The 14,659-nt window shown below is 41.8% G+C and carries 9 protein-coding genes; 2 read left to right on the top strand and 7 right to left on the bottom strand.

The genetic code is table 11. The annotated features are described in order from the left end of the window. Position 1: 1 nt before the first annotated feature. The 4 genes from G563_RS0125480 to G563_RS0125465 all read right to left on the bottom strand — a co-directional run bounded on the left by G563_RS0125480 (position 2) and on the right by G563_RS0125465 (position 6,411). Positions 2-2,491, bottom strand: coding sequence for a TonB-dependent receptor domain-containing protein (locus tag G563_RS0125480; protein WP_084650983.1), 2,490 nt, complete (start codon positions 2,489-2,491; stop codon positions 2-4). 85 nt (positions 2,492-2,576) lie between these two features. Next, on the bottom strand, positions 2,577-3,926 hold the full coding sequence (locus G563_RS0125475) for an HTTM domain-containing protein (protein ID WP_028667816.1): 1,350 nt from the start codon (positions 3,924-3,926) through the stop codon (positions 2,577-2,579). Positions 3,927-3,959: 33 nt separating this feature from the next. Further along, positions 3,960-5,108, bottom strand: coding sequence for an imelysin family protein (locus G563_RS0125470; RefSeq protein ID WP_028667815.1), 1,149 nt, complete (start codon positions 5,106-5,108; stop codon positions 3,960-3,962). A 145-nt stretch (positions 5,109-5,253) separates the two neighbouring features. Continuing rightward, entirely contained in the window at positions 5,254-6,411 is a 1,158-nt protein-coding gene (locus G563_RS0125465; protein ID WP_028667814.1) for a DUF4856 domain-containing protein, read from the bottom strand. 235 nt (positions 6,412-6,646) lie between these two features. Here G563_RS0125465 and G563_RS0125460 point away from each other — a divergent pair, with 235 nt between their 5' ends. Beyond that, positions 6,647-7,192, top strand: a complete 546-nt coding sequence (locus G563_RS0125460) for a DUF4136 domain-containing protein (RefSeq protein ID WP_028667813.1) — start codon at positions 6,647-6,649, stop codon at positions 7,190-7,192. Between the two features lie 51 nt (positions 7,193-7,243). Here G563_RS0125460 and mfd read toward each other — a convergent pair whose 3' ends face one another. Both mfd and G563_RS0125450 read right to left on the bottom strand, forming a co-directional pair. Further along, positions 7,244-10,606, bottom strand: a complete 3,363-nt coding sequence (gene mfd, locus G563_RS0125455; protein ID WP_028667812.1) for a transcription-repair coupling factor — start codon at positions 10,604-10,606, stop codon at positions 7,244-7,246. Between the two features lie 204 nt (positions 10,607-10,810). Further along, positions 10,811-11,554, bottom strand: coding sequence for a hypothetical protein (locus tag G563_RS0125450; RefSeq protein WP_028667811.1), 744 nt, complete (start codon positions 11,552-11,554; stop codon positions 10,811-10,813). Between the two features lie 178 nt (positions 11,555-11,732). On the opposite strand from G563_RS0125450, the gene G563_RS0125445 reads away from it, so the two are divergent. Next, positions 11,733-12,503: a MerR family transcriptional regulator gene (locus G563_RS0125445; RefSeq protein WP_028667810.1), complete on the top strand. Its 771-nt coding sequence runs from the start codon at positions 11,733-11,735 to the stop codon at positions 12,501-12,503. A 51-nt stretch (positions 12,504-12,554) separates the two neighbouring features. Here G563_RS0125445 and G563_RS0125440 read toward each other — a convergent pair whose 3' ends face one another. Further along, a complete protein-coding gene (locus G563_RS0125440) occupies positions 12,555-14,612 on the bottom strand; it encodes a BatA domain-containing protein (protein WP_028667809.1) in 2,058 nt (685 codons plus the stop codon). Positions 14,613-14,659 lie beyond the last annotated feature (47 nt).

Genomic DNA, 14,659 nt, shown 5'->3' with positions numbered 1-14,659 from the left:
GCTATAGTTTTACTTGTAGAGTCAAATAAAAACTACGGCCATCCGAAGGCAAAATCCCGGGGCCGGGATAGCCCGTGGCACGCCGGGTAAAATACATTTCGTTGGCGAGGTTGTTGAGGCTTGTTTCTATCCGATACTTCTTAAATTCATAAGAAACACTCAAATCCATGATTTTGTAAGTCGGAATCAAGCCTACTACTCCCGCCACTCCCCCATCACGGGCATTGGTAGCATCGGCAAACTGCTCAGTAAGGTAAGTCAACTGATAAGATGCTTTCAGGTTTTTGTACGCTACCCGTAGGCCACTTTTTAGGTTGATTTTGGGGACAAATTCCACCTGATTTCCTTGGATACCCGGCATCTTACTCGCTTTGTATTCTGATTTGATGTAGGCTACATTTGCAAAAATCACTCCGCTTCCATTTTTGGTTTCAGGTCGTAGGAGTCGCCAAAAATCGGCCTCGGCGTAAGATTCTATCCCCATAATAATCGCCTGACCAATGTTGCTTCTGAGGCGTAAAACGCGGTTGTTTTCATCATAAAATTGTACTTCGCCAATACGGTTATTATAATTAAGATAAAACACTCCAACATCATAATTATAGAAAGTGGTTTGTTGGCTTCTTACTCCCAAATCTATCGAGTAGCCTTTTTCATCTTTCATGTTGGGATCAATGACCTGCGACGGATTCGCAATGCGCATATCGCTAAAAGTAATAGAGCGATAGTTTTGGGAGACATTTCCGTAAATATCTATCTGACTATGAGGTTTGTAGCTCACTCCTACCCCACCCAGCACAAATTGTCGCCCGTTGGTACGGTATTCGTCAGTTCGCTGTATATTTAGGATATTTCCTGCCAAATCGCGGGTAATATTTCCATAAAAACCATCCGCAGTAGTATAGATATATTCATAACGTAGCCCTGGGGTAATCGACCATTGGTCGTTGAGATAAAATACATTTTCTACAAAAGCAGATACATTTCGGTTAGGAAAACGATAATCGTAAGTAATGAATCTTTCAGGCTCTACAAAACTAAAATTGGCATCGCTGCCTGTACTACCGAGTCCTTGCTGACTATGATTGAACCCATGATAATAGCGTACTCCCGCCAACAATACCGAAAGGCTTTTTTTGATAAAATACCGATTCAAATAGCGAGCCTCTGCACCCCAGTTTTCAAAATCACCTTTGATGAGATCCCGCTTAGAGTTATCGTCGATAGTAGCAACGCGGTTGGGCCGAAATCCTAACGAATAACGATTGGCCAAAAGCCCAAACAGTCTTAAATTAAACTCTTGATTGATGCTAAACTTGTGGTCAAAATGCATCGCCATCAAGTTCCAATTTACTTTAAACCAGTTGCGTTCGCGGTTGGTCTGTCGTGGATTTTCTCGAAACATCCCGTCGGTCAGTCCTCCGGGTTGCTGCGCCAAATAACTCATGTGGGTGATGTCAATCCCTACTACACTTTTTTCGGACAGCCGATAGTCCACATCGGCATAAAGCGTAACATTATCAAAATGAGAATTGGCACGCCAGCCGTCGCCTCTCTTGTACTGAAAAAAAGAATAATAGCTCAGTTTTCCGACGGTTCCGCTTGCACTTGTGAAGGTATTATAAAACCCAAAAGAGCCCACGCTTTGCCGCGCCAATACCTCTAATTTCCGATTAGGATTAGGCTTTTTCATCACAAAATTGAGCAGGCCTCCAAACTGCGTTCCGTATTGCAGCGAAGCAGCCCCTCTCACAATTTGAATCCGCCCAATCGCTTCTACAGGAGGCGTATAGTAGCTTTCGGGATAGCCGAGAGCATCGGCACTAATGTCATAGCCATTTTGACGGACGTTGAAATTGGAGGTACGATTGGGATCCAATCCCCGCCCTCCAATGCTCAACTGCAAACCTGCGCCGTCATTCTCCCAAATATTCAATCCTGCTACCCGCGCATATACCTGACGGGCATTGTTGGTAGCAAGGTTGGCTACGAGTTGTTCTGGAATAATCACCTCCGTTTTTTTACCTTCATAGATACCCATGCTTTCTACGCCTCTCATCCGCGTAAAACCAAAATCAGTCTGTTTGTCTTTAATGACCACTTCGTCGAGACGCTCCTGACGCCCTTGCAATAATAAACGCAAGGTTTGGTCTTTGCCTTCTACCCTAAAAGGATATTTAAGCGCTTTAAAATCAGACGAAATAAGCTGTAATGTGTAATTACCATTGGATAAATCTCCGAAAGAAAACTCCCCTTTTTCGTTGGTAATGGTCGAACGTTCGCCTTCTTGGCGTCCTTCCAAATAAATCGCACAGCCTTTGACGGCACTACTATCTTGCTGCGAAAGAACCACCCCCGACACGCGAAATTGGGCCAATGCCGCAACTGACAATAAACTCAAAACAAGGAGATTGGCTAGAGATACTAATTTAAAAATCCGATAATTTGAAAATGAGTATTTCCTCCATTTAATTATTAAAATTCTCCTCATTTGAAAAATATTTTTTTGACAAAAACCATTGATTACTAAACAGTTACAAAAGACATTCAACAAATAACTCGTAACGATTTTATAGCTATAAACCTTTAATTTCATCATTGAATGGAATAATCCAGGATTTGTGTTTAAAAGATTCTTTTTCTTTGGCTAAGTCTACACGCGGGTCGATAAGAGGACGCCCCAAACGGCCATTTAGAGCTACATAAGAATCAACGTACACTTGCGGTGCATGAAAGCCTTGGTTTTTGTAATAATCCCGTAAAATGTGCGCATACTGCAAAATCATATCGGGCTGCGTAGCCATCATTTTTTCCTGCAAAGGCGTCAGAAACTGATTGTTGTTGACGATGACTTGTCGGCCAGAAACGTCTTTGACCGTAAATTGCGCATAACCTGCCTTTTCCATCAGCATCACACGCCACGAAAACCGGTACCCTTCCTCGGTCCAAAACAACTCTCCAGGATAGCATAAATACCGAAATGGAAAGCTAAGTTGTATCAAAAAAAATATACCAAACATTCCTAACAACAATCTCTGACTCGCAAACGCATATTTGAAGATTTGACGAGGATACATAAAAGCCTCTGATAGCCCTATTGTATTGCCTATTATTTCGATGATTTTTTGGTGAAATTTTGCAGAAAAAAACACAAGCGCCGTCACAATCATGACATAAGGAAACATACCAATCGGGAAAAGAATCGCCGTAAGCAAGTGAAAAACAACCACCGCTCCATAAGCCCAAGGTCTAGTAAGGCGATTGCAGAGTAAAAAAGGAATGCTTAAATCATAAATACAACCCAACCAACTAAAAACAAAAGGGACGATTGGGTGATTAAACCAGAAGCCGATGATTGGTAAATCATTGCGGGCAGGAAGCCATATCTTCAGTGGCATTGCTCGCAATAGCCAATCGCTGTTTAGTTTTGCCAAACCGGCATAAAAATACAAAATACCCACCATCAACTTCAACGCATCAAGACACCACAGCGGAATACTATCAGCCACTCGAACCCGATTTTGGAACGCATCTACCGAAAAATAGACCTGAGCTGGCAGAAAGATAAGCATCAAACATATCAGACTCACAAAATAATAGTGATTGAGATAAGTGGATTTATCGATAAGTTCGATGTAAGTAAAGCTCAAAAAAAGCCCCACACTTGCCCCACGATAAAACCACCCCAACGCCACCAACAAAGCCGAAAGTCCACAAATAGCAAAAACCACGTAGGTATATTCACCCAGTGGTTTGACAAATTCAAAACCATAAAAAGGGAAAAAAAAGCGCGGCTGAATGTAGAGTTGCTCAATCCACCCTTTAGCCCAAAACCGCACCACACTCCCCAAAAGCATCAACCCAAACACAATCCTAAAAACGGCAAGCGGAGCGGCTGATACTGATTTTTGAAAATAAGATGGCATCAAAATGAAAAAATAGCTATCATCAATTATTCCCTAATCGCCATCGTTGTCGGTATAAGTAATTACAATACTCATAGCGGCGGTCATGTCGACTTTAAGCATCCTAACCGCTTTTTGCATTTCGGTATATACTTGCACTACGGCAGCATTGTTGGTTTTTACTTCTTCAAAAAGGTTAGGCTTGAGGGCATCTATTTTGGATTTGCTTACCCCAAACTGCTCATTGATGATTTCGGACAAAGTCTTGCCAGTAGCACTGTCTTTGGCTCCCAAAGCATCTAAGTAGGTTTTGAAAGAAGGCCCTTCGGCGTTTGTTTTTACATTTTTACCATTGAAAAAATCGACTACGGCTTGATGAGCCGTTTGTGCCAAAATATTGGAAATATCCTTCTTATAAAAAGCTTCTACTTTTTCGGGAGCTACTACGCCATTGAGCATAGCACCTGATGGAATCCCAAACTTACCAGAACGAATAAAACGCTCATAATGAAGCACATATCCATTCACTAGTTCTCCCATTGGCGAGCCAATGTCTAGCCCCGTTTTGGTCGTAAACTCTTCGCGGTAGCTTCCATTCCAATCACTTATTACTTTGGTAATCAAAGCATTCATGTGATCCACGATGCGCTTTATGTACGCCAAACGCTTAGCACCGTCGGTAGCATTGGTATAAAAAGCTACCGTTTCGGCGTCGGTTGTGCCTACTCCGTTGAGTAAGTAATCTAATGCCGGAAATCCCTGTTTGTCATAAGAACTTGCTACTTCTAAATTGACCGACGGGTCGGCTATGTACTGCGTGATACCCGCTACGCTAGTGGGGTAAATATTATAAAAATTTCGCATAGCCGCTCGATTGGCAGGCCCTACGTCAAACAACTCCACTTTTTGCCATTCGATATAAGCCTCACGCCAAGCCTGACGAAACTCGCCCAAGGTAGTAGCATCGGGTTTAGCCGTAAAAGCTTGCGACTTACTATTCATCGCATCAAACTTCACTTTGAAATTGGCGTAAGAAGGAATGATAATATTATCCGCCAAATGCGTTAGTAATACTTTTCGGTCTTTGGAGGTATCGGTAGGTTCAGGTTCTTGAGGGCTGTCGTTGTTAGAACAAGCCCAAATCAGCATTCCGAACAATACCAAAACACTCGTTTTGAATAAAGTATGTTTCGATTTTAACATAGGGTTTTTAAGCGACAAGGGAGGACAAAGCAACTACCGATGCCTTGTCCTCCTTTTGGTAAATAGATAATATTAAAATAAGTAATTGATTTTGAGCAAATAGTCCATTTACATTTCTCAAGTATCAACTATGTTTTGGATTGAATCACAGTTTGAATTTTGCTTTAATCGCGTCTGATGCAGCAGAAATTTTGGCAGGTGTCAAGTCCCAATAGCCATTAGGGGCATCTAAGATCAAAGCCTTGAGGATATTGTCGGAGAAGGTAGCGTCAGCGCCGTTGATTGTAGCAAAACGCAATGAATAAATAAATCCTAATCCTTCGCCAATCGCATGAGCACGAGCTGCTTCAGTTTGGGCATTTACGTATTTAGGGCCTAAGTATCCAAGTGCCGCCGAGGCAATTGCTTTTTCCATTTCGGCCTTGATAAAATCAGCTTGTTTTTTAAGCTCTACTTTATCATTATTGACAATCGCCGCTCTACCTCGCAAAAAAGCAGGGAAAATCTTAGCATAAGCCGCTTTGTTGTATTCCCAAATATACGACCCCAACGCAAACTCGGTAGTCCCTCTTTGGGCGTCTGTTGAACCCTTCAAATACACCTGATTGAGGGTCAAGAGACCATAAGCCTCATCCCAATTTTGCTCAAGTTGGGTGTAGTTTTTCCCTGTCAATACTTTAGAGTTATCAGCATCCAACCCTTTGGTTAAGAGCACATTACCAATATAATCATACTGTAAAGCACCAATCAACGACTTCTGAATGATTTGGATAGGTTCAATTCCCTTGGCATCTACCAAGTAAGTACCTAGTTTTCCAGCTTTGCCTTTTTCTGCCACGGCAGTTACTGATTTGCTTGCTTCGGCTACTGAATTAATGTAAGTATCAATGTGAGCTCTTACTTTTTCTGCTTCGGTAGTAGACCAAGAAGAGGCGGTTACGTTGCGTAACTGTACCCCTGAGGTGTTTAGTTTAGTACTGTCAGCAAAAGGGTTGCCTGTATTGGCGTACATATTTTTCAAGACTGTGGCATCAATCTGCCTATTGCCACTGATTGAGGAGCTGATGTAGGTATTAAGTGTCTGAAACATCTTATAGCGATTGTTGCCATTGGCCAAATCAACCGTGGTTTTGCCAGTTTCGTCCACAAACAAACTACTGTAAGGAGTAGTCTCGGTAAGGGTACTATAATCAATTGATTTTCGTAGCTGTGGTACGGTTTCGTCTTCTTTTGAACAAGCGCCTAGCCCTAAAGCTACAACCGCTACCAATGAAAATTTAGAGAATGAAGAAATGTTTGACATCGTTTTTAGGCTTTTTCATTTACCGACGCAAACTTCTGTATTATTTAGACTAAGTACAAATTAATAATACTTTTTTTTGCGAAAAATTTTACCCACCTCACTCTGTTTAGCATAACATTTGACCGCTTTCCACCCTGTTTTGTACTCGTTTTTCCCCACTTCTGATATGGTATGTCATTCGTAATGTGTCAATTAGTGAAACTAAGCATTGAAATTAAAATCAATCAAAATTGCTATGAAAACATTCTTAATAAATACAGTACTTATACTTGCAGTCATGAGCTGTAATACCGTAAAAGTATCTCGTTCAAACGCCGATTTATCCAAATATAAGTCGTATGCTTTTATGGAACCCGACGTGAAGGCAGGGAAAAACCCTCTTTATTATAATGACATCGCCACCCAAAATGTGGAGATGGTCGTTGACAATTCGCTTGCTGAAAAAGGCCTACAAAAAGATGAAGATTCACCTGATTTGCTGATTGGCTATCACTTTTTTGTGCAGCAAAAAACCCGAACCGTCACCGACCCGCCCCTTTATGGTCCCTATATGGGATGGGGACGCTGGGGATGGCGTGGATGGGCGCCTGGGTATTGGGGATGGGGACGTACTCGTACCGAAAAATATGAAGATGGCACCCTCGTAGTAGATATGGTAGATACTCGTACCAAAAAACTAGTTTGGCGGGGTTCTATTCAAAATGCGGTGAGTAGTCCCGCCAACATTACTGAAAAACTTCCTCGTGAGGTAGACAAAATTCTCGAAAAGTACCCTGGATAATACCCTCTTTGAAAACAAAAGCCCGAATCTTGCGATTTGGGCTTTTTGATTTTATTTCAGGGTCAAGGCTTCTAAAATAGCCCGCATTTCAGCTACGGTTTTGACATCTGAGCAAGTTACCAATAATTTATTTTTGAGATCTTTGAGCGCAAAGCGCTTTGGATTGCGCTGAATATGAGAGAGAATATGCCCAAACTTATCTGATTGAAAGAAGGCATCATTGCCCGTAGTGACAAAATAACCTTTGAGCGTGTTGTTTTTAAGGGTCAACTTTTCCATAAATAGCGCTTCGGCCATCCACCTGATTTTCACCATCTCTATTAACCCTTTCACTTCCTCAGGGAGCGGGCCGAAGCGGTCTGTAACCTCACCTCTAAACGCACTTAACTCATCTTCACTATCGATGTTGTCCAGACGAGTATATAACGACAAACGTTCAGAAATATTTTTCACATAGCTATCAGGAATTAAAATTGCTAAGTCAGTTTCCATCTGACAGTCGGTATTGACCACCTGAACGGCCTCTCCCAAATCAAACAAATCTTTGAAAGTAGTTTGTTTTAATTCTTGCACTGCTTCATCCAAAATCTTGTGATATAGCTCATAACCAAGGTCGTTGATAAAACCACTTTGCTCTGCCCCAAGCAAATTTCCAGCACCCCGAATATCCAAGTCCCGCATAGCCACCTTGAAGCCATCACCCAACTCCGAAAATTCTTCTAGTGTCTGCAAACGCTTACGGGCATCGGTAGTTAGATGCGAAATAGGAGGCGTAAGCAGATAACAAAACGCTTTCCGATTGCTACGACCTACCCGCCCACGCATCTGATGCAAATCCGACATCCCAAAATAATGCGCTTGATTGATAATAATGGTATTGGCATTGGGAATATCTATACCCGATTCGATGATGTTGGTACTTACCAAAATATCGTATTCACCTTCGATAAACCTCATCATCACTTTTTCGAGTTTTTCGCCATCCATTTGACCATGAGCTACACCAATGCGCGCTTCGGGTACTAGCCTCAAAATAAGATTTGCGATAGATTCTATATCATTGACCCGATTATGCACAAAAAACACCTGTCCTCCTCGGTTTACTTCATAACTTACCGCATCCCTGATAAATATTTCATTGAATACTTGTACTTCTGTCGTCACAGGCTGACGATTGGGAGGGGGCGTAGCAATCACTGACAAATCCCTGGCTCCCATCAACGAAAAATGAAGCGTACGCGGAATAGGCGTCGCCGTCAATGTCAACACATCAATATTAATCCGCATTTCTTTGAGTCGGTCTTTGACTTTCACCCCAAACTTTTGCTCTTCGTCGATAATGAGCAGCCCTAAATCTTTAAACTTAATGTCTTTGTTAACAATCCGGTGCGTCCCAATCAAAATATCCACCCTTCCTGCTTCTACTTCTTTCAGAATCTCCTTGATTTGCTTGTCGGATTTGAAGCGATTGATGTATTCGACCCTTGCCGGAAAATCGGCTAATCGCTCGCTAAAAGTCTTATAATGCTGCATGGCCAAAATCGTCGTAGGCACGAGCACCGCCACTTGTTTGCTGTCAGTGACGGCTTTGAAAGCCGCCCTAATAGCAACTTCGGTCTTGCCAAAGCCCACATCTCCACATACGAGTCTATCCATAGGATGTGGTTTTTCCATATCGTCTTTCACATCCGACGTGGCCTTTGCTTGGTCGGGGGTATCTTCGTACAAAAACGAGGACTCAAGCTCGGCTTGCAAATAAGTATCACGGGTAAAAGCAAATCCATTGGCCGAACGCCTCTTAGCGTATAACCCAATCAACTCTTGCGCAATGTCTTTGAGTTGTCGTTTTACTTTTGATTTTTTATTTTCCCATTCTTGTGAGCCTAGCTTGCTCATCGTCACTGCACCGCCTTCTTTGCCAGTATATTTGGCGATTTTGTGCAAGCTATGAATACTCACAAACAAGATGTCGTTGTCGCGGTACACGAGCCGAATCGCCTCTTGCTCTTTTCCGCCCACATCTACCTTTTCAAGACCTGCAAACCGACCGATACCATAATCGACGTGAGTCACAAAATCGCCCGATTTGAGTGACTTCAGTTCTTTTAATGTAAGGGCTTTAGATTTACTAAATTTTTCTTTGACGTGGTATTTATGAAACCGCGCAAATATTTGGTGATCGGTATAACAGACTATTTTTAGCTGCTCATCCACAAATCCTTCCCGCAGGGAGATATTCATCGGACGAAACTTCACATAGGGGTCAAGTTCGTCAAAGATTTTTTCGAGGCGTTCGAGCTGCTTGGCCGACTCCGCCACAATCACGTTTGTAAATCCTTGGTGCTGGCGCTCTGATAAGTCATCAATAAGACGTTTGAAGTCTTTGTTGAAAGAAGGTTGCGGTTTAGCCCCCCATGTGCCGCGAATTGGCAGATTGCTGTCGTCTTTTATGGTAAAAGGGCTATAAAAACGCCGACCAAACTCAATCGTCTTAAAATTTTTGATTTGATTCAAAAAACCTCTGCGTGTTTCAAATATTTCGTTTGGATCCGACACGAGCTGTATATCTCCTCCCTTAACATTTTCTAGGGCTTTTTCGGCTTTTTCAAAACATTCTTCAATGACCTCAAGCGTAAGTTCAACATCCTTAAACCAAAGAAGAGCATTGGAAGGAAAAAAACTCAAAAACGACTCGCGCGTCTCCAGCGTAAGTTTGTTTTGAATATCAGGAATAATATTGATTTGCTTTTGAGTCTCTACTGATAGCTGTGAGTCGGGATTAAACGAACGAATGCTTTCCACCTCATCGCCAAATAGCTCTATGCGGTAAGGGTGCTCACTTGCGAACGAAAACACGTCGATAATCCCCCCCCGCACCGAAAACTGCCCTGCTTCGTAGACAAAGTCGGTGATTTCGAAGTCGTAACTCAACAAAAATTCCCGCAAAAATTGAGCATCCAGGCTTTCTCCTACTTTTACGGTAAAAGTATTTGAAAGTAAAGAACGCTTATTGATTACCTTTTCAAACAACGCCTCTGGATAAGTCACAATCAGCAAATGCTCAGGAGTCGATACGTTGAGTTTATTCAAAATCTCAGCCCGCATCAATACATTGGCATTTTCGATTTCTTCGTAGTGATAAGGGCGTTTGTAGGAAGTAGGATAATACAAAATCTCTTTTCCAAGTAAATTTTGCAAGTCGTTTTGCAAGTAAGCCGCCTCTTCACGGTCGTTGGTTACGAAGAGACAGAGCCGAGGCAAACTTTGATAAACCGCCCCTGCCAATACCGCATCCAAACTTCCTGCCAAGCCTTTTACTTGGATGTGAGCCTGCTGACTAGCTATCTGATTGACAATCATTTGAACGAAGCTGTCGTTCTGATATAATGTAAGAAAATTGTGTGTTGAGAGCATATGAATACTTTTCCCAAAAGAGAAAAAACTTGAGAATCTAAAAATTCCCTAATTGTATTAACAACAAAAGGCCGACGAGGGTTTCTCTCATCGGCTTAGAATAGCATTGCAAACTAAACAATAAATAGTGTAATCACCTCTTTTTGAAAGAGACAAAATTTTTATATAAACAAAGTTTAATAGGCTCTAGAATCAATTGATTGTTTAAAAAGAGAAACGCAAACCACCCGTTACATTCATAACCCCTACATGCTGATCAATGTTAACCTGCTGATTTACTTCTGGAAAACCTGTGGTTGACACTTGATTACTTACATTTTTAAAAGTAGTACTAATCAGCGTAGCATCGGCATTAATTACCAATGCTACCGCAGATGTAATCCCTATATGAAAAGTCGCTCCTGCCCCATAGGCCCAATCTTGGGCATTTTGGGAATTAGTTATAACTTGGATTTCGTAATTTTGAAATGCCCCCTTAGTCGTAAAATTTGGACTTTTGACCGTAGCATATCCTACCAACAGACGCCCTTCTAAACCAAGACGCTCACCACCTAAGCGCAACGTAGGCCCAATCATCCCACTAAGTGCCGTCCATCCCTCTGAAGACACAACCACAGGATTGACCACCCCATACTGTCCAGAGGCAATGAGTTTAATGCCCTCTTCTCGGGTATTGTTTTGGTTATAAGAAAAACGAGCAGCCAACCCTATTCTTCTAGTAGGATAGTAACTTGCTACTATTTGGGCTCCAAGACCATCATCAGCAAGTTCGCCCCCTCTCGTTTCCCCAAATATTTTGGTAGCCACTTCACGCATAGAAAGGCTTTTACCTACCGCTAGATTAAGTGTGAAGCGACTATCCTGGGCTTGAGATACGATACTGCTTCCCGTAATTACAACAATTAATAATCTAAAAAATCGCGACATAAATACTTTTAAAATTTCCATAAAACTAACGCCATTTTTTTGCAAATAATTGCACCTATAGCGTTAAAACACCATTTTCTTATTTTAAGGACGTTTTGGCCCTTCAAAAAGTCACTGATTTTTCTTTACTTTTTTCAAAAAACACTTGACTCTTACCTTAGGTCATAGTTTACCTTTGAACCGTCAATCTTAAATAGAAATGGTAAAGTATACGGTAAAACAGCTAGCTAAAATCGCAGGAGTAAGTGTGCGCACACTTCATCTGTATGATCGCTTGGGATTGTTGAAGCCTTCGCTACGCACCGAGGCTAAGTATCGACTCTACGGAGAAAAAGAACTACTGAGACTACAGCAAGTATTGTTGTACAAAGAGCTAGACTTTCCGCTCGAAGAGATTCGTCGCATCCTCGACGACCCTAAGTTTGACTTGTTTGAAGCGTTTGCCACTCACAAAGCAGCACTCCAAACTCGCAAAAACCGCCTAGAAACCCTTCTTCAGACGATTGACAAAACAATGTTAGACCTAAAAAACAAAAACATGCTTAATCACGAAGACTTATATGAAGGACTGTCTAAAGAGACAGCCGGAACCTACCGTAAAGCGGCCATAGATGCCTATGGTGAGGAGACCATCAATAATGCTGAACATCATTTATTAAAGATGGGTAAAAGAAATTTTGAACAGCTTAAAGCCGAACAACAAGAAATTGCGGCGGCGATTATGTCCAAGATGCACTTATCGCCTGAGAGTGTGTCGGTGCAGGCATTGATTCTCAGGCATTATGAAAATATCCGTCAATTTTGGGGAACGGCACACTCTGAAGACCCTCAGGCAGAGGCGTATAAAGGATTAGGAGAATTGTATCTCACCGACGAACGTTATACCACGATTGATGGTAAATCTAACCTTGCTTATGCTCAATTTTTGAGTAAAGCCATGACCTATTTTGTTGAAAATCAGCTTCAATAACATGCACCCCTACCTGCATTTTGAATGCAGGTAGGGGTCAGTAAGAATTATTTATTTTACAAATCGGATAATCAAAATTTCGGCCAACAAAAATGCCAAAGCTGCCCAAAGAAAATATTTCCATAAGCTTAGTCCAATATTTTGTTTCTGAAATTCTTTGATAAAATCTCCGTCGGCTATATTGTCAAAAACCTGTACATTAGGCTGATTATTAAACAGCTGACGCAACTCGGCTGGACTAAAATAATCTAATTGTGATTCAAGATTGTCGTGATTAAAGGCCAATAGCTGCAAAATTTGTCCCTCTTTTTGAAGTTCATAATAGCCCGATTCCATTTCTTGGTCGGTTCCTAGTTGGTTGCTTTTAGGCATCTCTAAAGTGAGTTGGTTGCCATTCAAACGCTGCACTGGTATCAACTCAATCTTGCCTTTTTTAAGTTTAAAAACCGTATTTTGAGGGGCTTCGGGTACAGTAAGGCTAATTGTATTTTCATCAAATGAGAATGCAGTACGTTGCTCTCTTACACTCTGAGCCGCAATTTTGTACATGACAGGTACAAAGAGAGCATTTTGTGCAAAACTCCCAAAGGAATCTGTGAGAGGATTGGCGACGACATATACTTTGCCACGCTGTAACGATGATTGACTCAAAAACACATCTCCACTTCTCAAATTGAGGATTTTAGCACCATTTGGCTGCCACTGCCATACTGGCTTTACGATGGGCAATTCCAGGTTTTCTTGGCGAACAGATTGCTCAAAAACATCACTAAAAAACGGACTATTACGTTCAGGATTGGCCAAGGGAATTCCTTCGTTGGAAGGGCGCTCAATCAAGCCTCCTACTCCCAAAGCTGCCAAAAAGCTACCATAACTGACGATATCAGGATTGGAAGGTGGAATCACCAATACACTTCCACCTTTTTTTACAAAATTCTCAATTTCAGTACGTAAAGTACCTTCTACCCGCTCTAAGCTTTCTAGTACCACCAAATCCGCTTGCTTGAGCAAACCCACGTCGGCATTAGTGGCATTGAGGCTACGAAAAGTAAAAAGGCTATCATTAGAATACACATTTTCGACGGCGCGGGCAGGATTGCTTTGCCCCGAAAAATGCACCACTCTTATCAATGGCGACGCGTTGAGTACAAAGAAATATTCGTTGTCGAAAGTAATAGGCAAATCATCAAATGTCACCCGACCACGTTTAAAGCCTTTGCCACGCACATTGAAATTGAAAGCAGTAGTAGCTGAGCCTTTGGGGGCAAGGCTTACGGGGGCAGTGGAGACCTGTACGTCGTCTAAAAACAGCTTAACTACCAGATTCTTGACGTCATTGTTACCAGCATTGCTTACTCTTACGTACAAAATATTGTTTTGAAACTCTCTCACAAAAGGCGTATTGAGCCAAACCGAATCTACGTACACATTTTGTGAAGCGGTAGTCTGAACAGGAACAAGGTAAAGTTTATTGAGTGAATCTATCTTCAAATTGCCTAAGTCTCCCGCTGTACTTTTTTGAAAATCTGAAAACCAAAACAATTGATTTTTGCCGCTTCCAGTATAGCGAGCCATCAAATTTTCCTGTCTTTTATAAATAGTGGGTAAGCTACGCGGGGTATGTGATAGTTTCAGAGTCGTAAGGCGATCCTTGACCCGGTCGGTAGTAGTAAGCTGCTGCTCGTCAGGACTAAAGTCGTTGGTGAGCAATTGAAGCCGGGTAGCATTTCGAAACAATGTCAACAACTGATCTATTTTACCAGTAGCAATGTCTAAGTAGCGTTGATTATTATCTTCATTTTGCATCGAAAATGAATTATCAATGTATACGCTCGTCACGCTTTGGGCATTGGTTCCCGTTTTGTTTTGACTAGGAAGATAGGGCTGTGCAAATGCCAAAACAAGTGCAATAATAGCCAAGACGCGCGTTGCTAAAATCAAATACTGCTTAAGACGCCGAAAGGAACTCGTTTCCATTTCAACATTTTTCAAAAGCGAGACATTTGAAAAATAGATGCGTCGAGTACGACGAAAATTAAACAAATGGATTGCTATCGGAATACTCACCGCCAATAGACTCCACAAAAAGGTTGGAAAAAGAAACTGCATTCGGGCTTGGGTATTATTGGTGCTTTATAGTCGTTGTACAACAATGT

It is taken from the genome of Runella zeae DSM 19591 (genome assembly GCF_000423565.1).
Lineage (GTDB): Bacteria > Bacteroidota > Bacteroidia > Cytophagales > Spirosomataceae > Runella > Runella zeae.
This window is presented reverse-complemented; position numbering and strand designations above follow the sequence as displayed.

What these genes read in the sequence shown, in the direction of transcription:
- G563_RS0125460 (WP_028667813.1), top strand. Translation starts at nt 6,647, where the DNA reads ATGAAAACATTCTTAATAAATACAGTACTTATACTTGCAGTCATGAGC.
- mfd (WP_028667812.1), bottom strand. Translation starts at nt 10,606, where the DNA reads ATGCTCTCAACACACAATTTTCTTACATTATATCAGAACGACAGCTTC.
- G563_RS0125480 (WP_084650983.1), bottom strand. Translation starts at nt 2,491, where the DNA reads ATGAGGAGAATTTTAATAATTAAATGGAGGAAATACTCATTTTCAAAT.
- G563_RS0125475 (WP_028667816.1), bottom strand. Translation starts at nt 3,926, where the DNA reads ATGCCATCTTATTTTCAAAAATCAGTATCAGCCGCTCCGCTTGCCGTT.
- G563_RS0125465 (WP_028667814.1), bottom strand. Translation starts at nt 6,411, where the DNA reads ATGTCAAACATTTCTTCATTCTCTAAATTTTCATTGGTAGCGGTTGTA.
- G563_RS0125450 (WP_028667811.1), bottom strand. Translation starts at nt 11,554, where the DNA reads ATGGAAATTTTAAAAGTATTTATGTCGCGATTTTTTAGATTATTAATT.
- G563_RS0125445 (WP_028667810.1), top strand. Translation starts at nt 11,733, where the DNA reads ATGGTAAAGTATACGGTAAAACAGCTAGCTAAAATCGCAGGAGTAAGT.
- G563_RS0125470 (WP_028667815.1), bottom strand. Translation starts at nt 5,108, where the DNA reads ATGTTAAAATCGAAACATACTTTATTCAAAACGAGTGTTTTGGTATTG.
- G563_RS0125440 (WP_028667809.1), bottom strand. Translation starts at nt 14,612, where the DNA reads ATGCAGTTTCTTTTTCCAACCTTTTTGTGGAGTCTATTGGCGGTGAGT.